Source organism: Capnocytophaga sp. G1920 (genome assembly GCF_051417515.1).
The window spans coordinates 59,292-86,064 of sequence record NZ_JBPRKH010000001.1; the positions used below are offsets into that span (position 1 = coordinate 59,292).

Genomic DNA, 26,773 nt, shown 5'->3' on the forward strand with positions numbered 1-26,773 from the left:
ATGACTATCTTAGACGGAAAAAAGACATCAGAAGCCCTCAAACAAGAAATTGCTAAGGAAGTAAAGCAACTAAAAGCTGAGGGAAAGAAAGTACCACATTTGGCTGCCGTATTGGTAGGCGACGATGGGGCAAGTCTTACCTACGTGGGGAGTAAGGTGAAAGCTTGCGAACAAGTAGGCTTTGAGTCTACTTTAGTAAAACTCCCTGCTAACATCAGTGAAGAGGCGTTACTGCGAGAAATTGAAAAGTTAAACGCTAATCCTGAAATTGACGGCTATATAGTACAATTACCACTACCTAAACACATCGACGAGCAGAAAATACTTTTAGCCATAGACCCTACAAAAGATGTAGACGGCTTTCACCCTGCTAACTTCGGTAGAATGGCACTGGATATGGAGGCTTTTATTCCTGCTACACCTTTCGGTATTATGGAGTTGCTGAAACGCTATGAAGTGCCTACCAAAGGCAAACACGTGGTAGTAGTAGGACGTTCACACATCGTAGGTCGCCCCATCAGCATATTGCTCAGCCAAAAGGGAGCACAAGGCAACGCTACCGTTACACTTACTCACAGTCATACCCCTAACCTCGCTGAGCTTACACGTCAGGCAGATATTGTGGTAATGGCATTAGGTATTCCAGAATTTCTAAAAGGCAATATGGTAAAAGAAGGCGTAACCGTGATAGACGTAGGAATTACACGCCTAAAAGACGATAGTACCCATAAAGGTTATCGCATTGTAGGCGATGTAGCTTTCGATGAAGTAAAAGAAAAAGCGAGTTACATTACACCTGTACCAGGAGGTGTAGGTCCTATGACCATAGCAATGCTCTTGAAAAATACGTTATTAGCTTATAAATGGTATCGATGAAAATAAAAGAATCTAAATATTATCACCCTGTAAACCTCTTGCAGATAGACTCCGATGACCACGTAGAGGTGTATGATAAATACAAACTTCTGACTTTCAGCAACCCGTACCGTTGTTTGTTAGACGACTTGATGGCAAGAATTTATATAGGAGGAGAGGATTTGGTTATCCAACGAGACAAACTGAAACACTTTGTGAAATGTACTGACTATTACACCATAGAATACGCCTCCAAACAAAATGAGCTATACGAATCGGAAGAATGCTATTTTCACCCAGAGCTCGAAATCTTTTTGGTAATAGACAAAAATCTCTCGAATGAGTACGATAACCAGATTTTTGAAGACGGATTATACAAAGTAAACTCAGTATACTACCAAAACGACAATCCAAAGGCTAAGGAACACCTCAACACCTTGTTTTCAGAATATATAGAAAAGTATATCTCTAAAGAATCTAAGGTTTCTATACTACTAAAAACGCAAATAGGATTAGAAATCAAAACCCATAGCATCAAGCCTTACCGCATAGATTTTGAAACGATGTACAACAATGATTTCTTCGAAGTACATACTCGAGTGAAAAATGCGCTAACGAATGACAACAAGGGCGTGGTACTATTTCACGGGATTGCTGGTTCGGGGAAGACAAACTACATCAAATGGCTTACGAGTCAAATCCCAAATAAAAAATTTATTTTTGTACCTACTACAATGATAGGGTCGCTCACCGATCCTGCTTTTATTAGTCTGCTCATAGGCAATAAGAACTCTGTATTGGTACTCGAAGATTGTGAGAACTACATAGCTGAACGCACTGCCTTCAACAGTAATACCGATGTAGTATCGTCTATTCTCAATATAGCTGACGGTATGCTTTCTGATGTATTAGAATGCCAGCTGATATGCACGTTTAACTCCGATATTTCTAAGATAGACTCGGCATTATTGCGCAAAGGCAGATTGATAGCCGAGTATAAGTTTAAAGAGCTAACTGTTGAGAAGTGCAATAAGTATTTGCAATCTACCGATAGAGATTTTAGAGTAGATAAGCCTTACTCATTAGCAGAACTGACCAATATAGACATAAAGGAACTCAAAGAACAAGACAAGCAAACTAAAATAGGTTTCAAATAAATGATACGTGTATTTCTGACTTTTCTCTTCTTCTCGATAACTTTTGCCCAAGAAACAGGTAACCGAATGTCATTGCTTTTTATGGGGGATATAATGGGGCACGTGCCACAAATAGAAGGAGCTTACGATATTGAAACGAAGCAATACAATTATATGCCTGTATTTGACAAAATCAAGCATAAGTTTGCGCAAGTAGATTTTGCTATTGCTAATTTGGAAGTAACTTTGGCAGGAGAACCTTATACAGGTTACCCTCAGTTTTCGTCGCCCGATGCTTTAGCAGTTGCTTGTAGAGATAGCGGAATAGATGTATTGGTAACTGCCAATAATCACACTTGCGATAGAGGCAAAAAGGGAATTATTCGTACTTTAGACGTACTCGACTCTCTGAAAATAGCTCATACAGGAACCTTTCGCAACAAAGCAGACTTTGAGAAACATAATTTATTGGTGCTTTCCAAAAATGGGATTTCAGTGGGAATACTCAACTATACTTATGGTACTAATGGTTTACCCGTTCCTGAACCTACCATCGTAAATAAAATAAATCTCAACCTAATGAAGCAGGATATTGAGAAAGCTAAAAAAGTAAATCTTGATAAACTGATAGTAGTGATACACTGGGGGATAGAATACCAGCAAAAGCAAAACAAAAAACAGGAAGAAGTAGCACAATTTCTTTTTGACAACGGAGTAGACATTATTATAGGAGGTCACCCACACGTCTTACAACCTATGTATTACTATCCGCAAACGGGACTTCATAAGGAACAGATGGTAGTTTATTCACTGGGTAATTTTGTATCTAACCAACGCAAAAGCTCAACAGATGGAGGTGCGATGGTAGAGCTGACCCTCTTCAAGGATGCTTATGGCACTCGTATCCTTGATAAAGGATATTATTTAGTTTGGGTAAATCGGACTCCAAAAACTAATAAGAAATATCTTTTTGAAATACTACCTTGCAAAGAATACGAAACTACTCACTACAAAGACCTTACTGAGAGCGTTAAGGATAGTATGAATATCTTCATAAACAACTCCCGAAAGTTATTCAAATCTAATATTTTAGTTAAAGAGAAACTATAGCTTATTACAACATTTCTTTTATATATCAGCTTTATAAAATAAAAAATACTTTTACAGTTGCTTAGCTTTTATCATACGGTCTTTTCCAAAAAGATCTTGACGTAAAGTTATCTCAGTAAAATGCTTTTGTTCTAATAATGTCTGCATTTCTTGCCCTAAATACTGATTAATTTCAAAGAAAAGACTCCCATTAGTGTTTAAACTCTGCTGGGCAAGAGTAGCTATTTTATCATAAAATAATAACGGTTTATTATCAGGGACGAAGAGTGCTAAATGAGGCTCATATTCTAAAACATTATGGCGTATCTCTTTCTTTTCTAACTCACGTACGTAGGGCGGATTAGAGATAATAATATCATATTTATCAGGAAGAGTTTCTATTCGCAAGATATCTTGTTGTAAAAAATAAGTAACTACACTATTTAATTCAGCATTACGCTTAGCTACTTTCAAAGCTCCTTCCGAGACATCTATAGCTGTTACTACGGCATTAGGAAGAGCTTTAGCAAGTGAAATAGCAATACAGCCACTGCCTGTCCCTACATCTAATATTTTGATTTTCTCGCTTTTGTCAGGATATTCTTGAAGTACCCAATCCACTAGCTCTTCTGTTTCTGGTCGAGGTATCAATACATTTTCATTTACGAAAAAACGATTAGAGAAGAACTCAGTTTCACCCAAAATATACTGTATGGGTTTAGCTGTCTGTAATTCTCTAATCGCTTGCAAAATAGGTTGTGCTATATCTTCAGTAAGTAAAGTATCAGAATTTGCTAATATTGTAGCTTTACTGTACTTCCCATAATGCTCCAAAAGAATAAAGTAAAACGCTTTTATTTCACTCTTAGGATAAAGTATTTCTAATTTATGATGTATATACTCTCTTAGCTCACTAAAAGTCATTAGTTCACACGAATTTGTTGTCCTACTTTTAGATTACTACTAGTCACATCATCAAAATTATTAAGCTTCATCAATTGTTGTACAGGTACTTGTTGCTCCCGTGCTATTTTATAAAGAGTATCACCTGTTTGTACTTGATAATAGACTTCAGCAATAGCCTCTTTTTCAATGGTCGTGGTATCAATAGTATTAGTAGGTTTAACGATTGTTTTTGTTACAGTGGGTTTAGACACCGATTTAATAGCTGTAGCTGGTTTAGATACTTCTTTTTTAGGGGTTGAAACAGTTGCTACTTGGGTATTAGAAGAAGTTATATCTCCTCCTTTAGCTGCTATTACTTGATTGTCATACTGATGTAATTCAAACTTTTTGATAAGAGCTATCAATTTCTTTGCATAAGTAGGGTCAGTAGCATAGCCTGCTTTTCTGAGCCCGTGTGCCCAACCTTCATAATCTGTAGGACTAAGGTCAAACAGTACTTTATAACGATTGCGATTTACAAGAAATTGTGAATGGTCTTCAAACGATTCGTATGCATATCTATATTTGCGAAAACATTCGCTCTTCTCATCGTCGTCGTGGGTAATAGTCTTGCCGTCCCAAGTAGCGTGACATTTAATTCCAAAGTGGTTATTGCCATAACGTGCCAAGCGTCCTTGCCCCGAGCCACTTTCTAAAATGCCTTGTGCCAAAGTAATACTCGCAGGAATATTGTAACGTTGCATCTCTACCATTGCAATATCCTTATAATCCTGAATATACTTTTGAGTAACGGCTGTCGTAACTTGTACCGCAGGAGTTATCTCGTGAAAGCTGTCTTCTGAGATATCTCTACGATTGTGTTTTGAATCAGCTAAAGCCTTACTTCTTTGGTCTATCTCCGAATGTGTAGGCTTTTTCATCTCCACTCTCGGTGTCGGCTTTTGTCCTCGATAGATTACCGAATGAGAATTTCTCCCTTTCCTGTAAGGCTGATCAGAGCACGATGATATTATAAAGAGAATTAGCAATAGCAAACTAAATCTTTTCATCATAATTCAATATACTTTTATGTTTTTTAATTCGTTCGTTGTTAAAACCTTTAATCCCTTGCAAACCACCAGTATGAATGGCTAATATACGGGTATTGGGTGCAAAATATCCTTGCTTTGTGAGGGCAAAGATAGCAAAAATCATCTTACCTACATATATCGGGTCTAATAAAATTTTCGTCTGACTGTTAAAATCATTTAAAAAATCTACTAATTCATCGGTTACTTTAGCATAACCACCAAAGTGATAATCGTGCACTAATTCCCAATTGTTTTTGGTTGTATATTGTTTGATTACCTCACTTAAAAACGCTCCTCTCAAAGCTGGAAAACCAATGACTTTCTGATGATTAGCACTTGTATTGATGAGTCCTGAAATCGTTCCTCCTGTTCCTACGGCACTGCATATCACATCAAAAGCGTTGTCCTCAGGAGTAAGGATTTCTTCACAACCCTTCACTGCCAGCTCATTAGTACCTCCTTCAGGGGCTATATAGATGTTTTGTCCATAGCGTTTCCTAAGATTTTCCAAGAACTCTGGCGTGTGTTTTTGTCGGTAAGCCTCTCTTGTAACAAAATAAAAATCCATACCACAAGATTTAGCAAACTTTAACGTAGGATTAACATCTATTTTAGAACCTAACTCATCGCCACGAATCACGCCTATGGTTTTCAAACCTACTATTTGTCCCGCAGCTGCTGTCGCAGCAATATGATTGGAATAAGCCCCTCCAAAAGTGAGAATCGTATCCTTGCCTTCCTGTTGGGCTTGGGCTATGTTGTACTTGAGCTTTCTGAGCTTATTCCCTGATACAAAAGGGTGATTTTTGTCCTCTCGCTTTATTGTAAGAGTAATCCCATCAGGCAACGGGATATTTACGGGTTCGTTTTCTATATGTAAGTTATTGAATAATAAAGGTTGCATAGTTATTCATATCTCAACGCTTCTACAGGATCTAACTTCGAGGCTTTTACTGCTGGATACAATCCTGATATTACCGCTACTACAAGAGCTATACATATAGCAATAATAATAACACCCCACGGAATGGTAAAATCAAACTTAACGGCTTTAGATATCAAATATCCTAAACTGATACCTAATACAATACCCGTAAGTGCTCCCAATTGAGCTATTATTAGGGTCTCGGTAAAGAACTGTAAGGTAATCGATTTGCGTTTAGCTCCCAACGCTTTGCGAATGCCTATCTCCTTAGTGCGCTCGGTTACCGAAACGAGCATAATGTTCAATAGGGCGATTGAAGACCCCAAGATGGTAATAAGCCCAATCACAAAACCAGCAACAGAAAGGGTACCCGTAATACTGCCTATGCGTTGTAATAGGTCGTCACTGCGTTCTATCCCAAAATTATTTTCTTGTAAAGGTGCTAAGCCTCTAAGGTTACGCATCACTACGGTAGCATCATCTATAAGTCCGTCCAACTGGTCTTTGCTTTGAGCGCTTATTTTGAGTTGAAAATTAGGATTATCTATGGGGAAAATACTGCGTGCAATACCTAAGGGAATCAACACTTGAAAGTTTTCGTAATTGCCAAAGGAGGAACTTTGTTCTTTAAGTATACCTATGACTTTGAACTTATAACCACGTACCGAAATACTCTTTCCTAGTGGATTTACATCTTTGAGTAGTGTTTTCTTAAAATCCGGACCTATCACGCACACATAGCTATTGTTCTGTATATCGAAATCGCTAAAATTGTGCCCCTCTTCCACTTCTAACCCCGAATTGCCAACGTAGTACTCATCTACGCCTATCACTACGGCTAATGGGTCAGTTTTTTTGTTCTCGTACTTCACCTCAGCTGAGGTGGCAACATTCATAGAAATACTCGTTTTTGCAAACGGATTATCTAACTGTTGTTTAAACGCTACTGCTTCTTGATAAGTAATTAAAGGGTGTGGCTTTTGGGTGGTACCACTCCCCTCAGCTCGCTGACTGTATTGATACCTTGTAATCGAAAAAGTATTAGCTCCCATACTCGAGAAATTACCTTCAAGCGTATTGCGCAAAGCAGTAATTACGCTCAGGATTCCTACCAATGCCGTAATGCCAATAGCGATGATGAGCACGGTGAGAATTGTGCGCAATAGTTGCCCTCTGATACTGTCAAGAGCTATTTTTATATTTTCACGAATTACAATCCACACGGTTTATAACAAATGCTTATGAGCGCGGTAAGATGAACGTACTAACGCTCCACTTTCCACGTGACGAAAACCTAATGATAAGCCTATTTCTTTGTACTTGGCAAACTGCTCAGGAGTGACAAAATTCTTTACAGGAAGGTGCTGTTTCGAAGGTTGCAAATACTGACCGATAGTTACAATATCTACTTTTGCCTCTTTAAGGTCGTGCAAGGTTTCTATCACCTCTTCCTCAGTTTCTCCAAGTCCTAACATAATCCCCGATTTAGTACGGTTCGCACCGTTTTCCTTTAAGTAACGCAACACACCCAAACTTCGGTCGTATTTAGCTTGTATACGCACTTCACGAGTCAATCGGCGTACCGTCTCCATATTGTGCGAAATGATTTCAGGTGCAGCTTTCAGTATACGGTTTAAGTTGCGTTCCACTCCCTGAAAATCAGGAATCAAGGTCTCCATTGTGGTATTAGGGTTCATTCGGCGCACGGCTCTCACCGTCTCAGCCCATATAATGCTTCCCATATCCTTTAAATCATCTCGGTCTACCGAGGTTAGTACTGCGTGCCTAATGTTCATCAGCTTAATAGAACGAGCCACTTTTTCAGGTTCTTCCCAATCCAAACTTTCAGGTCGTCCTGTTTTTACGCCACAAAAGCCACACGAACGCGTACAGATATTCCCCAATATCATAAAAGTAGCAGTGCCTTCTCCCCAACATTCTCCCATATTGGGGCAACTGCCCGAAGTACAAATTGTGTGAAGGTTATATCTGTCCACCACACTCCTCAGTTCAGTATACTTTTTACCAGTGGGCAATTTTACCCGTATCCACTCTGGTTTATTGCTCTTTAAGGTAGTAGTGGTAGTGGTTTCTATTTCATCTACAGCAAGTGTTTCTGCATTCATTATTTTTTAATGTTCTATATAATTTTTTACAAAGATACTACAAAATTGATGATTACAAAAGTTTTTAGACCGAAAAAATATCTATCCCCTATCGGAAGTACTGATTATAAGTGAAGCACAAAAAGCTATTTCTTATATCTAACCCAAGTTTTACTAAGGTAAAAGCCTATTTTTTTCTTATATGAGAAAAGGCTAAAACAGAAACAAACGTTCTATTTTAGCCTTAAAAATAATTTTATCAACATTCTGACTTTGGCGGAGAGAGAGGGATTCGAACCCCCGGAGGTGTTACCCTCAACGGTTTTCAAGACCGCCGCATTCAACCGCTCTGCCATCTCTCCAAGTGCACAATCACAATTGTTTTCTCAATTATGCGGGTGCAAAGGTACAACTATTTTTATTATCTGCAAATTTTAAAGGCAAAAAATTAGATATTTTTTCTATCCTTTCTATAATTTATTGTTTTACAGATATGAACTATATTGCCTTTGTAAAAAACTAATTGTTCATCGTTGCCAAAAACTCTTCGTTATTGCGCGTTAGCTTAATTTGCTTTTCCATAAATTCCATCGCCTCTATCGGGTTCATTTCTGCCAAATACTTGCGCAATACCCAAGTGCGATTAAGCGTGTTTTCATCAAGCAACAAGTCATCTCTACGAGTAGACGAAGCTATTAGGTCAATAGCTGGGAAAATACGACGGTTTGAAATACGTCTATCCAATTGTAACTCCATATTACCCGTTCCTTTAAATTCCTCAAAAATTACCTCGTCCATCTTTGAACCTGTCTCGGTAAGAGCCGTAGCGATGATAGAAAGAGAGCCTCCATTTTCAATATTACGAGCTGCTCCGAAAAAGCGTTTAGGCTTATGTAAAGCGTTAGCATCTACCCCACCAGTAAGCACTTTCCCCGAAGCTGGTTGCACTGTGTTATAAGCGCGAGCCAAACGGGTGATAGAATCCAACAATATAACCACATCGTGACCACATTCTACCAATCGTTTTGCTTTTTCAAGTACGATATTAGCTATTTTCACGTGTTCGGAAGCTTCCTTATCAAAAGTCGAAGAGATAATCTCTCCTCGCACACTGCGTTGCATATCAGTTACCTCCTCAGGTCGCTCATCAATCAAGAGTACCATTAGGTACACTTCGGGGTGATTTTTGCTAATGGCATTCGCAATATCTTTTAAAAGCATTGTTTTACCCGTCTTAGGTTGTGCCACTATCATACCGCGTTGTCCTTTCCCAATAGGAGCAAAAAGGTCTATCAAGCGAGTAGAAACAGTAGAGCCTTTGCCTGCCAACTCAAATTTTACATCAGGGAAAAGAGGTGTAAGGTGTTCAAATAGTACTCGGTCGCGCACCACTTGGGGGTCAAGTCCGTTTATCTTTATAACTTTTAGTAGCGGATAATACTTTTCGCCATCTTTAGGCGGACGCACTTCTCCATATACAGTATCTCCTGTTTGCAAGCCAAAAAGTCGGATTTGTGAAGAAGATACGTAAATATCATCAGGTGAAGCCAAATAGTTATAGTCCGAAGAACGCAAGAAACCATAACCGTCAGAAGTGATTTCTAAAACCCCTTCGCAGTCTACCACGCTGTCAAATTCAAAATCGGGGGCGCGATAACGGTTTTTCTTTTCTTTATCAAAATTCTCATTATTAACAATAGTATTACCATTGTTCACATTTTGATTGTAATTACCATTATTACCATTGCCATTTTGTACAGGGGAACTGTAGTTTTTTGTTGGGGTAGCATTATTCTGATGATTGTTAGAAACGACAGAAGTAGTGTTTTTCTTCTGATACGTTTTAGATTCATCTGCCGAAGAAGCCTTTTTAACAGCAGGTGTTTTTGAAGTCTTTTCTTGTTTAGAACTGCCTACTTTTTGAGGTATTTCTATTTTCTTTTTACGACTGTTTTTTTTGGGTTCAGTTGTGTTCTCAGTTGTAATAATAGGAGAATTGTCTTTTTGAACTTCTTCTTTTTTGTTGGGGAGTTCTTTTTTTTGATTTTTTAGAATTAGGTCTATGAGTTCAGGCTTATTTACATACCGAAATTTAGGTATATCCAAATGTTTTGCTATTTCCTGTAACTCAGTTAGCTTTTTAGATTTTAACTCTACAATGTTAAGCATTTTAAATAGTTATTATTAAAGTAAGTGATTTTTTTCAGTAGTCAAGATAAGTGAAATTCCTCTTTTTATATAATTAAGATGGGATATTATTGAAAGTATTTTTTAATCAGAGGTACTGAAATCGGGTGCAAAGATATAAAACATTTAGCAATTAGCAAATTATTTTCTTTTTTTTATTGTCCCGCCAATTCCACCATCAAGTGCAATTTTTTTTATTAGCTTCTGATAGAATAAACCTTTTAGTTTTTCAAAATCTAATACTTTTCTTGCTCTATACAAGTTCCCATCGCTACATTACCTTTGTCATTCGTCTCCCATCATTCGTCATTCCTTCCTTTTTCTTTCGTTTTAACATTTTCTACCACACACTCTTAATCATTCATTCCCAACTACTTAAATACCCTTTCTATACCAATCTTCCAAGATTCCTATAAGCTTCCTATAAGCTTTCTATAAGCTAATCCCATCTTAAAAGCATTTTCACACCTGCTACGATACCCTTCGTTTCCTTCCGAAAAGCCCTAATATGCCACTTTTGCAGTACACACTTTGTTAAAGTTTTTTATTGCCTCAGGTATTTCTAGCTTTATTGGCATTATTGGCATTTCTGGTATGAATCAATTATTTTGTAGTATCAAAAAAAGAATGTATTTTTGCCTCATAAAGAAGTAACTATGAAAGAACGCAACCCTCTTATCGATGTGCTGAAAGGTTTTGCTATCATCTTGGTAGTGATAGGGCACGCTTCGCAATGGTTTTCGGGTGATGACCGCACCAACCCGCTGTATGTAACCATTTACGCTTTCCATATGCCCCTTTTTATGTTTCTTTCAGGCTATGTAAACTTCAATATTCGTGGCGAACTGAATCTCAGCAAACGCTTTCAGGTATTGGTGATTCCTTTCTTCGTTTGGTTTTTAGTTTCCGCCACCTATCACGGTTATATCCTCGATATAGAAAAAGTATGGGAACATCTTTGCGTGCTCATTTATAAACCCACACAAGGAATGTGGTTCTTGTGGTTGCTGTTTTGGGAGTGTGCCTTGCTCTACCTAGCTTTGAAGATTAATAAACATCGTGAAATATGGGTGATGATAGGTCTCTGGAGCATTCTCATCTTCTTGCACCGAGTTACAGGAGCACAACCTATCTTTTATGGATTGCCCGAATTGTGTTGGTATTTCATCTATTTTTCATTGGGTTATGCCACACACAAGTACAAACCTCAAGCGCTGAAAATTCTGCGCCCTATGGGTTGGGTGAGCCTTATTGTTTTTCCACTCCTATTGCTCTTCCCTGTCGATAAAGCTCATTACATACTCCATTCTCTCCGTTTGTACGCTTTGGCACTTACGGGTATCGCTGCTTCTTATGTTTTATGGGAATGGTTCTGCCGTTCAGAAAATAAGGCAACACAATGTTTGAAGTATTTAGGAAGCATTTCTTTAGAAATATACGTCACCCACTATTATATGCGCTTCTTAGTAGTTTATATCAAAGAATATATAAGCGATAATTTCTATTTGAACGTAGCTATATTTACCGTTTTAGCCATCATCGCTTGCGATATAATACAACGATTGGTACAGCGCGTAAAATGGCTAAGAAGAATACTATACGGTAGATTTTAAATAGGTGAAAAACTCTTAATTTTTTACTTCTCCATTTCTTTTTCTGCCTTACGAGCTTCTTCTATATAGTTTTTGAACTCTTTGCCGTATTTAGAATTGGCAACCTCTTTATTGAGTTTTCCATAAATAGAATCTAAGTATTTTACGCGAGTATTGGGGGCATCAACCAATACCACATAAGGGGTGATATACGAATCGGGGTGCGTGAGGGCATAGTTCAGCACAAAGAGGTGACGACGGAAGTTATTCTTCTCCGATGCTGCATTCAGCGAGTCAGCTAAGGTTGTATTACCTGCCTTAAAAGCGTTCACTTGCTGTTCGAGGAGTTCAGCATTGCGCATTCCGAACTGTCGCATAGTGTGGGCATACTCTCCATAATCCTTTTGCGATTGTGAACCACTGATATTGGCTTTCACTTCAAACATATCATAAGAACTGTTGATAGTAATCTGCTTAGGTTCACCAAAGAACATTAGGCGGTCACCGAGGTCAGTACCTGCTTGTTTTTTTAAATCGAGGTAAATAAAAAACACTTCAGGACTCTCTAAATGTCGTTTGAAGGTAAACTTACCATTGCCATTTGCCACTACCGAATCGATATTGGTGAGCTTATCGTTTACGAATTGTTGTAGGTAGATAGTACCTACTTTCAATCCGTCGATATTTCCTTCCACAATCATTGTGTTTTTGTCGTCCTTCTTGCAAGCTACTATCATTAATAGTGCTGAGACTACCATTACTATTCTTTTCATTATTGTTTAGTTTTTAGTTATTAAAAAGAGAGACAATTTTGCCAAAGTTTATATGATTGTCATCATTGTCATTGCTTTATTTTGTGTTTCTTCGTATTCTTTTTCAGGAATGGAGTCTTTGGTAATACCTCCACCTACATACAAATAGGCTTCGTTATCAGTGATTTGCATACAACGCAAATTCACATAGAATGCTTGGTTATTGTTGGACACCCAGCCACAATAGCCTGTATAATATTGCCTTTTATAAAGTTCGTTTTCTATAATAAAAGTACGTGCTTCCTCAGTAGGATAACCACAGACGGCTGGTGTAGGGTGCAGACGTTTTATTAACTCATATACTTTATCAGGAGCTATCTTCCCTTTTATTTTAGTACATAAATGCATCAGACTACCTGCTCGCACAGTTTTAACTGCTGAAACTTCAAGTTCATTAACATACTCTTGTAACTGCTGCACGATGGTATCAGTAACTATTTGCTGTTCTTCTTTTTCCTTAGTATGCCAATGTATCTCACCTTCTTTAAAAGGTTGTGTACCTGCCAATGCCATTGTGCAAAAATCTTCGCCATTACTGCGGAAGAGCGTTTCGGGCGTAGCAGCCAGCCAAGTTCCTACTTTAGGGTGATAAAACAAATAGCAAAATGCCGAAGGGTATCGTGTTACCATATTGGCAAAGCTCTTAAACGGATTTACCACTTCTTTGATAGTTATCTTGCGCGAAAGAACCACTTTCTCAAAATGACCTCTGTGTATCTCATCAATAGCTTTGGTTACTAAACCTATGTGCTTTTGTTTTTCGGCTTCGGTATCTTCTAAAATATCAATATTAGTATTTTCTACAATCGATTGTGTAGGCAAATGGCTTACGGTAACTTTGTTAGGAGTGATGATAACAGCAGGTTCGTTAGCATCGAAAGGAGCGAAAACAAATCCCTCTTGTTCTTCTTTACCAGTGTTAAAAAAATGAAGTGTATCATCTTCTTGTTCCAACAATATTACTGAAGTGTGATGAGGGGGTTTGTAGCACACAAAAGGTAAGTATTCAGCATATTTGTGCTGTGCTTGTTTTAAAAGTTCTTCAAATGAAATATAATCTTCGGTTTTAATCTTCATATAAGTAAAATGCTTGCCGTACTACGGCTTATATCGTTTGCGAATCATAAAAAGCTTTAAAAGCACCATTTTGTACCAATAGCTCATCTTTGGTACCTTGCTCTACTAATTTTCCTTTGTCGAGCATCAGTATTTTATCGGCGTATTTAGTGATAGACACACGATGACTCACTATAATTACGGTTTTGCCTTTTAAGGTATCGCGCAAATTAGTTAAAATTTTCTCTTCGGTATCGGTATCTACGGCTGATAAACAATCGTCTAACAAATAAATTTCGGCTTCTTTGAGCAAGGCTCTTGCGATAGCTACTCGTTGGCGTTGCCCGCCACTGAGTGATACCCCGCGCTCTCCAAGCACCGAGTCGTATTGATGGGTGAACTCTGTAATATTGTTGTGTACCACTGCTTTTTGGCAGGCTTCTATTATCTGTTCTTCGGTAGCATTTTTATTGCCAAAGCGCAGATTGTTGCGAATAGTGTCCGAAAACAAAAAGTTCTCTTGTGGCACTACCGAAATAGCTCTGCGCAAGCTGTGTAGATTCAATTCTCTTATGGGTTTGCCTCCTATCAGTACTTCACCCTGATTTGCATCGTACATACGTGCAATGAGGTCTAACAATGTAGTCTTACCACTACCGGTTTTGCCTATAACGGCTACTGTTTGTCCTGCTTCTATGTGGAAAGATACGTCTTTAAGAGCTTCTATTCCCGTATCTTCATAACGGAAAGATACTTTATCAAATGTAATATCTCCTTTAATAGGCGTAAGCTCCCCTACCTGATTGCGTATCTGAGGTACTTCGGAAAGAAACTCGTTGATGCGCTTTTGTGAGGCTTCTGCTTGTTGTACAATAGAACTTACCCAACCTACGGTAGCCACAGGCCAAGTGAGCATCATCACGTAAATACTGAACTCTACAATTACTCCAATAGATTGTATTTCACCGGTATAATAGAGCTTTCCCCCAATAAAGATTACAAAGATAAGGCTCAATCCTATCATCAGTATCATTGTAGGGATAAAAAAAGCCTGTATCTTAGCGAGCTTGATATTTTTCTGACGACCATCTTCGGCAAGTACTGCTAATTGTGCATCGGTAGCCACCTCGTTATTATACGATTTTATCACCCCGATACCCGAGAAAGTTTCTTGCGAGAAAGTAGAAAGATCAGATAGGTAGGCTTGTACCTTCATCGTTTCGATATTAATCTTTTTGCTCATTTTGTAGATAAGCAAAGAGAGAATAGGCAATGGGATAAGGGTGTAGATAGTAAGTTTGGGAGAGATGATAAACATTAGCGGAATTACGCAAGCAAAAAGTGTAATAGTTTGCACACTGTACATAATAGCAGGACCTGCGTACATACGTACTTTCGATACGTCCTCGCTGATACGGTTCATCAGGTCACCTACTCGGTTGCGTTTGTAGAAGCTAAGCGATAACTGTTCGTATTTTTTAAATATCTCGTTTTTCATATCGTATTCGATGTAACGAGATACATTGATGATAAGCTGACGCATAAAGAACATCAGCACTGCCGATATGATAGTTGTACCGATGATAATAAGCGCGTATTCTATAAGTAAGGAAGTCATTTGTGAGGCATCTTTGTTAGCCGATTTAGCAAAGTCCTCAATGGCTGCGATAGAGTTTTTTACATATCGCGGCATAAAGAGTGAAAACACTCGCGACACTATGGTAATAAGTATCCCAAGTAGTAAGTGGTATTTATATTTATAAAAATATTTACGTATATGTCTCAGATGTGCCATTGGCTTAAATTCTCAATCAGAGTGCAAAAGTAATAAATAATGAGCAAATAACAATAGAAACTCAACTATTAAAACTTCGGTAACTCCCAATGGTATTTTACCGATAGCAATCGCACAGCTATAACTACCATTATGGTAATGAATACTACTAAGTTGTGATTTACAAAGTTATCAATAAGGAAATAAACAGTACCTCCTGCTATGCAAGCCGTTGCGTAAATCTCTTTGTGGAAGACAGCAGGTAGTTTGTTGGCTAATATATCCCGAATAACTCCTCCGAAGCTACCTGTCATCGTACCTAAGATAATAGCAATAGTAGGCGACAAGCCAAAACGCAATGCTTTTTCTATCCCGATGATAGTGAACACCCCCAGCCCAATAGTATCAAACACCATCAGCGATTTGCTCCAATGCTCAGAGAATTGCTTTTTGAAAACAACGGTAATCACTACACTAATGACTATCATCAATATATACGTAAGATTGTTCATCCAGAATACCGGTACACTGCCTATCATAATATCGCGGAGCGTCCCCCCTCCTACTCCTGTTACAAAGGCTAAAATAAGCATTCCAAATATGTCCATACGTCGTTCTAACCCCACTAACACGCCCGAAATACCAAATACAGCCGTTCCTATTAAGTCCCAGAGATAAATCTGGTCTATCTGCGATAGTACATTGATAAAATCTTCCATTCTAAGTTTTATTTTAATTTCTGTGACTTGCCACACTTCTCTTAGCATTAATGCCAAATCTCCAAAAGTCGCCAAGTGTCCCCTACTGGTACAAACACAAACGCAATAGCTTTTTCCGTATTTTTACAACATACACCATCGGGATAATAACTAAAAGTATAGGTTTGCAGAGCGTTGATATCATCGGTGAGTAACTCTTCTTCGGTAAGAAGTACACTGCCGTCTTTCTGTACCAACAAGCGCATTAAAGGTTCTGCCAAATGCTGTTGCCTAAACGCCATATCAGTAGTGAATTGCTTGAAGAAAGCGGGGAACTGCTTCTGCTGGTCTAGCAGCTGTTTAGTTTGCTTTTCCATTTCGGCATAAGGTAATAAGCTACCGTCCTTTTGCTGTAAGAATACCTGTTTGCAATCATCTTTAGCTACACAAAAGGTGTACAAATGTATATCGGTATAAGGCAATTGGCTCAGCAACTGATAACGGTAATACGTTTTACTATCTTGTTGCAAGCTATCTTGCACCCAATAAGTGGGATTATTCCCTGCAAGGGTTTCTAATTGCTTTATTTTAGCTTTTACTTCTGCTAATTCGGCAACTGTTTGCTTTGCAGTATCGGCATTGCAAGATTTTTTGAAGCCTATAACGGAGTTATCGCAGGAAAAAAGCAGTAGAGATAGGGTAATTGTTAAAAGGATTTTCATCTTTCAGATATTACTTTTACTTTATAATCCAACTTATCTACATTTATGTTTTCAGGAATTATAGGCAAAGTATCCATCTTTTCAAAAAACAATTCATAGCCACTCTTACTCTCAAAAATATCAGGCTCATTTACATCTAAAAAGCCTAATACTTTTACCCCGTAATTACCTGCTGGAATATCAAATCTATCTCCTGTATCTCCATTTAGTTCTCCTCCTTCTACATTAGGTTGAGGATTTAGACTTTTTTCTGTAGCAAAATCGGAATAATTACTTTCATAATCCCAATTCATTATCATAAAGATATCTTCCACAGCTAATCTTCCGCTTTTTACTTGTAGAGGTAATGAGACTTCATTTTTAAAAACTACCCAATCGGTAGGGATTTCACTTTTAGTAGTTGTATTTATGAGTATTTCATAATCAAAAGGTTCTATATTATAGATAGGTAGTAATATTCCTCGTTGGATACTTTCCTCACCTATTGCAGGGTTTTTGATGAAATACTTCAATAAATCATCATCTTCTATTCCTTTTTCAAGCACAAATTCTTGTAGTACTACAGGGTCAAAGAGTACAAACCCAGGGAATTCTAACATCAATTCTGTTTTATAGTGTACCATTGTTGTTTTATTATTTTTAAATTTCTTTGTTCTACTTATACAAACTCAAAGCGCACCATTCCGTCTACATCTATTTTGGTAAGTTTTACTTTGTGGAGGGTATTCACTAAAGCAGGATCCCAAGGAGCTTTTACCTTTACATAATTCTCAGTAAATCCGTGAATGTAACCCTGTTTGTTGTCGCTCTCAAAAAGCACAGTCTTCTCTTTTCCCAGCTGACTCGTATAAAAGGCATTGCGTTTCTTTGCCGAGAGTCCACGTAACATCTTACTGCGTTTAGCGCGTACGGCATCGGGCACTACCCCGTCCATTAGCACCGCCTCAGTATTGTCGCGCTCGGAATAAGTAAATACGTGCAGATACGAGATGTCCAAATCATTCAGGAAGTAATACGTTTCCAAGAAGTGCTCATCAGTCTCCCCCGGAAAGCCTACAATCACATCTACCCCTATGCAAGCATCGGGCATCACTTCGCGTATTTTGGCTACTCTACTCACATAAAGTTCACGCAGGTAGCGGCGTTTCATCTTTTTGAGAATTTCATTACTTCCACTTTGTAACGGAATGTGAAAGTGAGGCACAAAGCTCTTAGATTGCGCTATAAAGTCGATTGTTTCGTCCTTAATGAGATTCGGCTCAATCGATGAGATGCGCAGGCGTTCTATGCCTTCAACCTTATCAAGGGCTTGCACAAGTTCCAAAAAGGTATGCTCGTGCTTTTTGTTGCCAAATTCTCCCTTGCCGTAATCGCCTATGTTCACGCCCGTAAGCACAATTTCTTTGATACCTTTATCCGAGATTTTCTTAGCATTAGCAATGATATTTTCAATAGTATCACTGCGCGAAATACCACGTGCCATCGGTATGGTACAGTAAGTGCACTTGTAGTCGCAACCGTCCTGCACTTTTAGGAAAGCCCTCGTACGGTCTCCAATAGAGTAGCTCCCCACATAGAAATCAGTTTCCGAAATCTCACAGGAGTGTACCACACCCTCATTGTTTTTGGTAAGGTCGTCGATATATTGGGTAATGTTGAACTTTTCTTTTGCTCCCAACACCAAATCTACCCCATCTACCGAGGCGAGTTCTTCGGGTTTCAGCTGGGCATAACAACCCACTGCCGCCAAGAATGCCTTAGGGTTTGTTTTCAGTGCTTTACGTACGATTTGTTTGAATTGCTTGTCAGCATTTTCAGTTACCGAACAAGTATTGATTACATATATATCAGCGGGTTCGTCAAAATCTACGCGCTGGTAGCCTTCTTCTTCAAAGCTTCGCGCAATAGTTGAAGTCTCCGAGAAGTTGAGTTTGCAACCCAAAGTATAAAATGCTACTTTCTTCATTATTAATTGTCAATTATCAATTGTCAATTGTTAATTGTTAAAAAATTCTCTCTCTAAAAAATACTGTACAATTGCTTTTTTCATCAGTATGGTTTGTTCCCCAGGCTTTAAGTCAGGGAGGTTTTGTACCAAACGGTAATGAGGCCAGCCGTCAGGGTCTGTAAATTCGTATTGGTAATAGCCAAAGGGTTCTAAGAGCTTACAAATGCCAATGTGCATCAAGTCTACTTTCTCATCTTTGACATAAGTGCGTCCCAATTGTCCCAATTCTTGTACCCCGATGAGGTAGATAATTCCATCTATCCCCAATGTTTCTCCTTCGGTAAAAGTATCGGAAAGACGTTGTACCACCTCTTCCCAACGGGCTTTTAGTAGCTCGTGTTCGGTCATAATAAATTCATTTTGGGTGCAAAAGTACAAAAAAAAATCATATTGCAAATTTGCCCTACATTTGCTTTACCTTCATCTTATCCCTTCTTTAGTTCCGCCTTATCGTCGTTATTTGTTCGTTGTTTGTTCGTCTTTTCTTCGTCCATTGTTCGTTCTTTATTCGTCTTTTGTTCGTTATTTGTTCGTTGTTTGTTCGTCTTTTGTTCGTCTTTTCTTCGTCCATTGTTCGTCTTTTCTTTGTTCTTTGTTCGTCTCACTTTTCCGTTACTACACTCCCTCTCCTTGTGAGAGGGATGGGGAGAGGATATTTTGTTCGTCTTTTCTCTATCTGCTTGTGTGGCTCGCACCTGCCTGTGTGGCTCACACCTCACACATTTGCTAATTTGCCAATTATCTCGTATCTTTGCACCCTAATAAATCATTATATCATTTTTTATGAAGAAAATCAGTCTTATACTGTTGGCTTTTTTATTGCTCACTCCCATAGCAAAAGCCGACGAAGGAATGTGGTTTTTGATGTTCATCGAACGTCTCAACCAAAGAGATATGCAGAAGTTAGGCTTACAACTCACTGCTCAAGAAATTTATAGCATCAATAATAACAGTCTCAAAGATGCTATCGTACAATTTAATGGAGGTTGTACTGCGAGTATCATCTCCAAAGATGGCTTAGTGCTCACTAACCACCATTGTGGCTATGGCAATATCGCTCAGCTCTCCACACCTGAAAACAACCATCTAAAAAACGGATTCTGGGCACGCTCTCACGCCGAAGAACTTTCACCTAAGCAATCATTCGTGCGTTTCTTTGTGCGTATGGACAATGTAACCGACCGTATGCTATCAGTGGTAAAACCTTCAATGAACGAAAAAGAACGCGAAGCTGCTCTCAACCAAGAAATGGCTAAAATACAAAAAGAGAACAGTGAAGGGGGTAAATATGTAGTTTCAGTACGTCCGTTCTTCCAAGGTAATGAATATTATTACTTCGTATACCAAGATTTTAAAGATGTACGACTTGTAGGTACGCCTCCTGAAAGCATTGGAAAATTCGGTGGCGATACCGATAATTGGGAATGGCCTCGCCAAACAGGCGACTTCTCGCTTTTCCGCGTTTATACTGATAAAGACGGTAATGCCGCCGACTATTCACCTAATAACGTACCTCTTAAAGCAAAACGCTATCTTAAAGTGAGCCTTAAAGGCGTGCAAGATAAAGATTTTGCAATGATTATGGGATACCCAGGACGTACCAACCGCTGGGAAAGCTCTTATTGGGTAGACCAAAACGTAAAATATGCCTATCCTGCGTGGGTAGAAGCCTCTAAAACAGCTATGGACGCAATGAAGCGCTTTATGGATAAAGACGATGCCGTACGCTTGCAATACGCTTCACAATATTCAAGCATTGCCAATTATTGGAAAAACCGCCAAGGTATGATTGATGCACTTACGGCTCATAAAACAGCAGCTACTAAGCGCAAAACCGAAGCTATTTTCGCCAAATGGGCTAATAAAGCTGAAAATAAGGCTGAATATGGCGACGTACTGAACACTTTATCTAATTTCTTTGAAAAAACCAATGCTAAATCAGCCGATGAGAATTATTTGGGTATGCTATGGCGTGCTTCTTTCTTCGTAAAGATTCCTACACGTTACATTAGCTTGGTAAGTAATGCTAAAAAAGGCGGTATGCCTACCGACGAATTGGAGAAAAGAGTGGACGACCTACTCACTGAGTACGATAAAGTAAACTTAGACGTAGAAAAGGCTATCCTTGCCGATATGCTGAAATTATACACTAACAAAGGTACTGATGTCCCCTCTGAACTCAAAACTATTAAAACACAGTACAAAGGTGATTTTAACAAATACGTAGAAGAGCTTTTGGCTAAGAGTATCTACCGTAGCAAAGAAACTGCTAAAGAAGGTGTTTTTCCTAAAAACAAAGTCTTTCAAAATGAAGAGCAGATAAATATGGCTTTAGCAAGCGACCCTATTTTAGCACTTTCTATAGCACTTTTTGCTAACTATCGCAACCCTTCAGAAGAACAACTTAGCTTAGAAGACAGCTATGCCAAAGCCTTCCGCAAGTTCGTAAAAGGTATGCGCGATTCTAAAATCAGTACTATCTTGTATCCCGATGCCAATTCTACTCTACGCCTTACCTATGGTACGGTCATTCCATTGGCTGCCGATAAACGCAACCCCGATGTAAAAAAGAACTACTATACTACCTTCAATACCCTAATGGCAAAGTACAAAAAAGGCGATGCCGAATTTGATATGCCACAGCGTATGCTCGACCTTTATAAGAAGAAAGAGTTTGGAAGGTATATAGACAAAGACGGTTCTATGCACGTAAACTTCCTTACTAATAACGATATCACAGGCGGTAACTCAGGTTCGCCTGTAATGAATGGTAAAGGAGAACTCATAGGGCTTGCTTTCGACGGCAATATCGAAGCAATGGCAGGCGATGTAATCTTCGACAAACAACTACAACGCACTATCAACGTAGATATCCGCTACGTCCTCTGGGTAATCGATATTTATGCCGGAGCCAAGAACATTATAAATGAAATAGAAACAGTACAGTAGATAAAAGAGTTAGGAGTTAGCATATAAGCTAATTCCTAACTTCTAAAATAGAATGAGCCTATCAAGTTATACAAAAGAATTCAAATACAACTTTAAAATTGCTTACCCCGTCATATTAGGAATGCTCGGGCACACCCTTGTTGGGTTCGTAGATAATGTAATGGTAGGTAAAGTAGGTATTACCGAACTCGGAGCAGCTGCTCTGGGTAATACCGCTATATTCATTGCAATGTCGTTTGCCATTGGTTTTTCTATTGCTAGTACTTCCTTAGTAGCAATGGCTGATGAAGCAGGTGATAAACCAACTGCTCAGTCTATTCTCAATCACGGAATGGTACTCAATGTAATATTAGGAGTAGTACTCTTCCTTTTATTGTTTTTTGTAGAACCTGTGATGCGCTATACAGGACAAAGCGAGAAAGTAATAGAGTTGGCAGTACCCTACACCCATTTGGTAGCTTTTTCGCTTATTCCGTTGGGTGTTTTCACTACCTTCAAGCAGTTTGCTGATGGCTTATCAATGACCAAATATGCTATGTATGTTACTATCTTAGCAAACTTGCTAAACGTCTTTCTAAACTATCTTTTTATTTATGGTAATTGGGGTTGCCCGAAATTAGGAGTGTTAGGTGCTGGTATTGGCACCTTAGTATCACGAATTGTAATGCCTATAATGCTTTTCTTTATGCTGAAAAACTTAGAGAAGTCGCGTGAATACGTTATGAGTATCAGTTTTAAGAATATGCAACAAGCAATGTACAAAAAAATAACCGCTCTCGGACTCCCTACCGCTATGCAAATGATTTTTGAAACAGGTATATTTACCGCAGCTATTTGGATAAGCGGTATGTTGGGAGAAAATCATTTATCAGCAAACCAAATTGCGCTCAACTTATCGAGTATGACTTTTATGGTTGCTAATGGCTTAGGAATTACCGCTATGATACGTGTAGGGAATCAATTAGGAGCGAGAAACTATGCTAATTTGCGCAGAGTAGCTATTTCGGTATTTCTGTTAGTACTCTGCACACAAGTATTTTTTGCCCTTCTTTTAGCGGTATTTCGCACTTGGTTACCGTCATTGTACTTAGAGATGGATAACATAGAAAAATTAGCTAATAATACTCTAGTAATAGGCGAAGCTGCCAATCTCTTGCTCATTGCAGCTATTTTCCAAATATCCGATGGAATGCAAGTAACAGCTCTTGGTGCCTTGCGTGGAGTACAAGATGCTAAAGTGCCTATGTACATCACTTTTGTAGCCTATTGGCTGATTGCTTTCCCTATTCTTTATGTGTTAGGCGTTCATACCAATTTAGGTACTATGGGTATTTGGATTGGCTTGCTCACCGGTCTCACCGTCGCTGCTGTCTGCCTCTTGTATAGGTTTAACCGCATCAGCTTACAACTGATAGCCAACAGACACCAATATACTTCTTAAAGTTTTTTGTAATTCATAAACAACAAAGGGCTGTTCAATGTACATTGAACAGCCCTTATATTTTTATTATAATAATATATAAGCTAATCTTAATCTTCCTCTTCTCCATCCCAGTATTCCAAAAACTCCTTTATGAGCTTGGCAGGATTGGCTTTCTTTGTCCAAGAAATAGGTGTATCTTCAAAATCTCGCTGGTGAATAATGATAGGAATATTACGCCCAAATACCTTTTCTACCTCTCCGTCGTCCAACAATCGTTTGGCGAGGGCTATCACCTCTTTGATAAAGTCTTTACCAAACTTATCACCTTTTTTGAGGAGCTTATCGTAAAGGTCTTCGTCTTCTTCTATGGCGCGATCGTTTTCCTCATCAGAATAGAAATAAGGAGTTTTAGCAAACCACTGTTTCAACAATTTGTCTTTTTTACCTCCTACGGTTTCCACTTCTGTTTGTAACCAATAATCAAAATTCCACTTGGCATCTTCTTTCGAAGTGGCGTTGTAACTCTCTTCTTTTACATTTGAAAGGGTATTATAGCCCAGTGTAATTTTAGGAAATCGCAAGTCATCATCGTCACACGTACAACAAAAAGACAGTACGTAGACTTCTTTTTTATCCTCTTCATTTGCAATTTCTTGAATTGCATTTTTCAACTTCTCGTAACTCTTCTCTGTAAAGTTTTTTAGTTCCTTTTCCACTATAAAATATTGATGTTTTAGTTCTATTTGCTTTTAATGATTTTTTCAAAATGTTTGCAAAAGTAACTATTTTATTTTACATAGCGTAATTTTTGAGCTATTTTTTTTCATTTCAGATAATGAATAAAGAAACGAACTTTTTAAGATACTATTTTATACAAATTCGTAAGTTTTAGTGCTACCGTTTCATCAAAGGAAGTGGTATTTTTCACTTGTATATCGGCATCTTTATGCTGAATGGCGAGTGTAAGTTGCAAAATAGGGTGAGTAACAGGGTTAATAAGCGCCATAAACTTCACATTGGTAGTTTTGGCTAAAAAGAGTTTGTACCCTGTAATTTGCTCAGTAAGGTTCTTGATTATTTGCATCATACACACCCCTGGTGTAATAGGATTACCAGGAAAGTGCCCTTTGAAGATAGCGTGTTGAGGGTTGAGGGTAAGGGTGCAAAGATAGTTTTCTGCGTCTTGCTTTTCTAAGCTATTGAGGGTATAAAATTCTTTTAACATCTTTGAAAATAAGCAATTAATGATTTATAATTAAGGGGTCTAAAACTATTTTAATAGTAAAAGTGTGATGTTCTATGGTTATGTTGTTGGTATTATAGGTAAAAGTAGTGTATAACTTCTTACCTTGCATATTGAGCTGTTTGAAGAGGTCGGTTCCTGAGATAAACAAATAAACAGTATCATTTCCATCTTTGCTCTGTTGCACTTCGATAGTGCCATTGGTGTATTTTTGAGTAACCTGCCAATGGGTTTTAAGAAGGTGCTTAAAGTCGGTGGTGAGGGTGCGGATGATTATTTTCTTATTGAGGTCGGGGGTTATATAGTTAGTCTTTATCTTTCCGCTTTGGTTTTCAAAATCGAAAAGCGTATTGCCAAAATCGGTAGTAAGGGCTACTCGCCACATATTATCTGCAGTAATTTTAGTTGCTAAGAGTCCGCTAAAAGTATGTCCATAAGCGGTAATGGTAGCACGATAGAGGTACTCCTCCCCTACCCTTATGTGAGAATTGACCATCGTTGTTGGCGTTGTAGCCACTGATTGGTATTCAGTAGGGAGCTTATAAGAAGGTGAGCAACTGCTAAGGCTAAGCAATATAGCAAACAAACTACATTTTAAAATTTGCTTCATCAATTTTTGTATTTAGTTTTTTATTGCTGAATAAGATTTCGGTGTAGTCTTTAGAAGGCTCAATGAGTTTTACACGTTCCACGACACTATCGACATCAAAATACAGATGAATTTCACTCACATATTTTAAGAGAGTCTTATCCTTGGCCAATAGTTTTACCAATGTACTTTTGCCCGATTTGGCAAAGGTCATAGCAAATTCTTTCTCGTTGAACATATCACCACTGATAGAATTCACAATGAGGTTATTTATTTTTTTGAAGACTTTATTATCAGCTTTCATCTGTGAGACATTACCTGCATCATTCACCGTGATTTTATCTCTCTGAAAAATAATGCGATACTGATAAGGCTTCGTGTATTGCCAATTCAGTTTATCGGGTTTAGCGAATGCCATTTTTCCAAAAGTCTCAATATCTTTACTCATAAAATCCAAGTGTTTTTTCTGAGTAAAATCGGCTTGCATTGTTTGAATTGCCTTGTTTTTAGCAATAGTTTGCGTTTTGAAGTTGCGTATTTGCACTTCGGTAAGGGCTTGGGCACTAATTGTTAAAGGTGCAACACAAATAAGAAATATTAAGAGTTTTTTCATTCTAAATTGTTTGTAATTGTATAGTTATTTTCTTTTAGGTACTGCAATAAGCGTTCCAAAACGGTGAGAGTATGAGGCAGGCGGTCATGCATTAAAATGATATTGCCATTCGAAAGTTTGCGAACAATACGTTGAAAAAGTTTGTCCTCATTATGTATTACGGTGTCTAATGAACGTACATCCCAACCTATGGCTTTCTTAGCTGTTGCCCGAATCGCTCTAGCAACGGGTGGTGAGGTGATTCCGTATGGAGGTCGGAAATATGGGGTAAAGATATCCAAGTGGGCCAATGCTTCATCGGTATGACGAATTTCGTTGGCAAGGGCTTTTGCGTGCAGAATATTTTTAGGCTGATGTGTAAAAGTATGGTTTGCCACTAAATGACCTTCAGCTTGCATACGCTTAATGACCTCTGGATACTTTTGTATTTGTTCGCCTACACAAAAAAAGACTGCTTTGGCGTTGTATTTCTGTAAAAGGTCTAAAAATTGTGGTGTAAGTTCTGAGGGACCATCATCAAAAGTTAGTGCTACTGTTTTTGCTGGACGCCCCTTTAAGAAGTATTGTGTTTTAACAAAATAAGAGAGGCGAATATCGAATACGCCCCAAGAGGTAATGCCTAAAAACAAAACTATTAATAACACATATACCCACCAAGGGGCATTTTGTATAAACGCTGTTACAAGAGTAGCTACAAATATTGCAATTATAAAAAGATGTTTGTTCAATGTTTAAATAATAAAATGTTGATACTTTGTCAAGGAAAATCTCGCACAGATTTCACAGTTTTTTTCTTTTTAATTATTGATTGATAAATATAATGTGCACAGATTAACAACTTCGTTGCTGGATTTACACAGACTGTAATACGAATACAATTGTAAAATAAAAGTATATTTCATTTGCTTTGAATTACTTTTAGCGTGGCAAAAATAACATACATTTTACTTTCTTACAAATAATTTGAATTACTTTTTTCTTGAAACGTAAGAATACTGTTTTTATTAAGGAAATCTACTTT

General features: G+C 38.2%; 26 protein-coding genes and 1 tRNA gene. 6 read left to right on the forward strand and 21 right to left on the reverse strand.

Annotated features, from left to right (window positions below; translation table 11 throughout):
• From folD to ACSQ7D_RS00370, 3 genes are read left to right on the forward strand one after another with little or no spacing between them, the layout of a single operon-like run.
• Positions 1-876 (forward strand): bifunctional methylenetetrahydrofolate dehydrogenase/methenyltetrahydrofolate cyclohydrolase FolD, encoded by an 876-nt coding sequence (folD, locus tag ACSQ7D_RS00360; protein ID WP_437134966.1) that lies wholly within the window; start codon positions 1-3, stop codon positions 874-876.
• Complete coding sequence (locus ACSQ7D_RS00365; RefSeq protein WP_009418397.1) at positions 873-2,012, forward strand: AAA family ATPase; 1,140 nt, start codon at positions 873-875, stop codon at positions 2,010-2,012. The genes folD and ACSQ7D_RS00365 overlap by 4 nt, the downstream gene beginning before the upstream one ends.
• Positions 2,013-3,101, forward strand: a complete 1,089-nt coding sequence (locus ACSQ7D_RS00370) for a CapA family protein (RefSeq protein ID WP_053580522.1) — start codon at positions 2,013-2,015, stop codon at positions 3,099-3,101.
• Between the two features lie 51 nt (positions 3,102-3,152).
• Here the strand turns inward: ACSQ7D_RS00370 and prmC are convergent, their stop codons facing one another.
• The 7 genes from prmC to rho form a co-directional block, all read right to left on the reverse strand.
• Entirely contained in the window at positions 3,153-4,004 is an 852-nt protein-coding gene (gene prmC, locus ACSQ7D_RS00375) for a peptide chain release factor N(5)-glutamine methyltransferase (RefSeq protein ID WP_437134967.1), read from the reverse strand.
• The gene (locus ACSQ7D_RS00380; protein ID WP_437134968.1) at positions 4,004-5,038 is read right to left on the reverse strand and encodes a glucosaminidase domain-containing protein; all 1,035 of its coding nucleotides are present in this window, start codon (positions 5,036-5,038) and stop codon (positions 4,004-4,006) included. The genes prmC and ACSQ7D_RS00380 overlap by 1 nt, the downstream gene beginning before the upstream one ends.
• Positions 5,022-5,960, reverse strand: coding sequence for a 1-aminocyclopropane-1-carboxylate deaminase/D-cysteine desulfhydrase (locus ACSQ7D_RS00385; RefSeq protein WP_437134969.1), 939 nt, complete (start codon positions 5,958-5,960; stop codon positions 5,022-5,024). The genes ACSQ7D_RS00380 and ACSQ7D_RS00385 overlap by 17 nt, the downstream gene beginning before the upstream one ends.
• Positions 5,961-5,962: 2 nt before the next feature.
• The gene (locus ACSQ7D_RS00390; protein ID WP_437134970.1) at positions 5,963-7,204 is read right to left on the reverse strand and encodes an ABC transporter permease; all 1,242 of its coding nucleotides are present in this window, start codon (positions 7,202-7,204) and stop codon (positions 5,963-5,965) included.
• Positions 7,205-7,207: 3 nt separating this feature from the next.
• Entirely contained in the window at positions 7,208-8,107 is a 900-nt protein-coding gene (lipA, locus tag ACSQ7D_RS00395) for a lipoyl synthase (RefSeq protein ID WP_002671622.1), read from the reverse strand.
• Between the two features lie 253 nt (positions 8,108-8,360).
• Positions 8,361-8,448, reverse strand: a tRNA-Ser gene (locus ACSQ7D_RS00400).
• Between the two features lie 157 nt (positions 8,449-8,605).
• Positions 8,606-10,255 (reverse strand): transcription termination factor Rho, encoded by a 1,650-nt coding sequence (gene rho / locus ACSQ7D_RS00405; protein WP_437134971.1) that lies wholly within the window; start codon positions 10,253-10,255, stop codon positions 8,606-8,608.
• A 674-nt stretch (positions 10,256-10,929) separates the two neighbouring features.
• Here rho and ACSQ7D_RS00410 point away from each other — a divergent pair.
• Positions 10,930-11,886, forward strand: coding sequence for an acyltransferase family protein (locus tag ACSQ7D_RS00410; RefSeq protein ID WP_437135172.1), 957 nt, complete (start codon positions 10,930-10,932; stop codon positions 11,884-11,886).
• Positions 11,887-11,909: 23 nt separating this feature from the next.
• Here the strand turns inward: ACSQ7D_RS00410 and ACSQ7D_RS00415 are convergent, their stop codons facing one another.
• The 9 genes from ACSQ7D_RS00415 to ACSQ7D_RS00455 all read right to left on the reverse strand — a co-directional run bounded on the left by ACSQ7D_RS00415 (position 11,910) and on the right by ACSQ7D_RS00455 (position 19,540).
• Positions 11,910-12,638: a DUF4369 domain-containing protein gene (locus ACSQ7D_RS00415; RefSeq protein WP_009418454.1), complete on the reverse strand. Its 729-nt coding sequence runs from the start codon at positions 12,636-12,638 to the stop codon at positions 11,910-11,912.
• Between the two features lie 48 nt (positions 12,639-12,686).
• Positions 12,687-13,754, reverse strand: coding sequence for an isochorismate synthase (locus tag ACSQ7D_RS00420; RefSeq protein ID WP_437134972.1), 1,068 nt, complete (start codon positions 13,752-13,754; stop codon positions 12,687-12,689).
• A gap of 28 nt (positions 13,755-13,782) precedes the next feature.
• The gene (locus ACSQ7D_RS00425) at positions 13,783-15,528 is read right to left on the reverse strand and encodes an ABC transporter ATP-binding protein (RefSeq protein WP_437134973.1); all 1,746 of its coding nucleotides are present in this window, start codon (positions 15,526-15,528) and stop codon (positions 13,783-13,785) included.
• Between the two features lie 68 nt (positions 15,529-15,596).
• Positions 15,597-16,226, reverse strand: coding sequence for a trimeric intracellular cation channel family protein (locus ACSQ7D_RS00430; RefSeq protein WP_002675733.1), 630 nt, complete (start codon positions 16,224-16,226; stop codon positions 15,597-15,599).
• A gap of 47 nt (positions 16,227-16,273) precedes the next feature.
• Positions 16,274-16,927, reverse strand: coding sequence for a hypothetical protein (locus ACSQ7D_RS00435; protein WP_264852491.1), 654 nt, complete (start codon positions 16,925-16,927; stop codon positions 16,274-16,276).
• On the reverse strand, positions 16,924-17,550 hold the full coding sequence (locus ACSQ7D_RS00440; RefSeq protein ID WP_264852490.1) for a hypothetical protein: 627 nt from the start codon (positions 17,548-17,550) through the stop codon (positions 16,924-16,926). The genes ACSQ7D_RS00435 and ACSQ7D_RS00440 overlap by 4 nt, the downstream gene beginning before the upstream one ends.
• A gap of 35 nt (positions 17,551-17,585) precedes the next feature.
• Positions 17,586-18,893 (reverse strand): tRNA (N(6)-L-threonylcarbamoyladenosine(37)-C(2))-methylthiotransferase MtaB, encoded by a 1,308-nt coding sequence (mtaB, locus tag ACSQ7D_RS00445; RefSeq protein WP_437134974.1) that lies wholly within the window; start codon positions 18,891-18,893, stop codon positions 17,586-17,588.
• Between the two features lie 30 nt (positions 18,894-18,923).
• Positions 18,924-19,283, reverse strand: coding sequence for a hypothetical protein (locus ACSQ7D_RS00450; RefSeq protein WP_437134975.1), 360 nt, complete (start codon positions 19,281-19,283; stop codon positions 18,924-18,926).
• A 77-nt stretch (positions 19,284-19,360) separates the two neighbouring features.
• Positions 19,361-19,540 carry a hypothetical protein gene (locus ACSQ7D_RS00455; RefSeq protein ID WP_437134976.1) on the reverse strand — a complete coding sequence of 60 codons (180 nt, stop codon included), beginning with the start codon at positions 19,538-19,540 and terminating at the stop codon, positions 19,361-19,363.
• Between the two features lie 178 nt (positions 19,541-19,718).
• On the opposite strand from ACSQ7D_RS00455, the gene ACSQ7D_RS00460 reads away from it, so the two are divergent.
• Both ACSQ7D_RS00460 and ACSQ7D_RS00465 read left to right on the forward strand, forming a co-directional pair.
• Positions 19,719-21,884, forward strand: a complete 2,166-nt coding sequence (locus ACSQ7D_RS00460) for a S46 family peptidase (protein ID WP_437134977.1) — start codon at positions 19,719-19,721, stop codon at positions 21,882-21,884.
• Positions 21,885-21,936: 52 nt separating this feature from the next.
• Positions 21,937-23,325 (forward strand): MATE family efflux transporter, encoded by a 1,389-nt coding sequence (locus tag ACSQ7D_RS00465; protein ID WP_009419343.1) that lies wholly within the window; start codon positions 21,937-21,939, stop codon positions 23,323-23,325.
• 89 nt (positions 23,326-23,414) lie between these two features.
• On the opposite strand, the gene ACSQ7D_RS00470 is transcribed toward ACSQ7D_RS00465, so the two are convergent.
• The 5 genes from ACSQ7D_RS00470 to ACSQ7D_RS00490 all read right to left on the reverse strand — a co-directional run bounded on the left by ACSQ7D_RS00470 (position 23,415) and on the right by ACSQ7D_RS00490 (position 26,480).
• A complete protein-coding gene (locus ACSQ7D_RS00470) occupies positions 23,415-24,023 on the reverse strand; it encodes a hypothetical protein (protein ID WP_437134978.1) in 609 nt (202 codons plus the stop codon).
• 140 nt (positions 24,024-24,163) lie between these two features.
• Positions 24,164-24,532 (reverse strand): 3-hydroxyacyl-ACP dehydratase, encoded by a 369-nt coding sequence (locus ACSQ7D_RS00475; RefSeq protein WP_437134979.1) that lies wholly within the window; start codon positions 24,530-24,532, stop codon positions 24,164-24,166.
• A 16-nt stretch (positions 24,533-24,548) separates the two neighbouring features.
• Complete coding sequence (locus ACSQ7D_RS00480; protein ID WP_437134980.1) at positions 24,549-25,160, reverse strand: hypothetical protein; 612 nt, start codon at positions 25,158-25,160, stop codon at positions 24,549-24,551.
• Positions 25,138-25,752 carry a LolA family protein gene (locus tag ACSQ7D_RS00485; protein WP_437134981.1) on the reverse strand — a complete coding sequence of 205 codons (615 nt, stop codon included), beginning with the start codon at positions 25,750-25,752 and terminating at the stop codon, positions 25,138-25,140. Before ACSQ7D_RS00485 ends, ACSQ7D_RS00480 begins: the two co-directional genes overlap by 23 nt.
• Positions 25,749-26,480, reverse strand: coding sequence for a polysaccharide deacetylase family protein (locus ACSQ7D_RS00490; RefSeq protein WP_437134982.1), 732 nt, complete (start codon positions 26,478-26,480; stop codon positions 25,749-25,751). Before ACSQ7D_RS00490 ends, ACSQ7D_RS00485 begins: the two co-directional genes overlap by 4 nt.
• Positions 26,481-26,773: the final 293 nt, after the last annotated feature.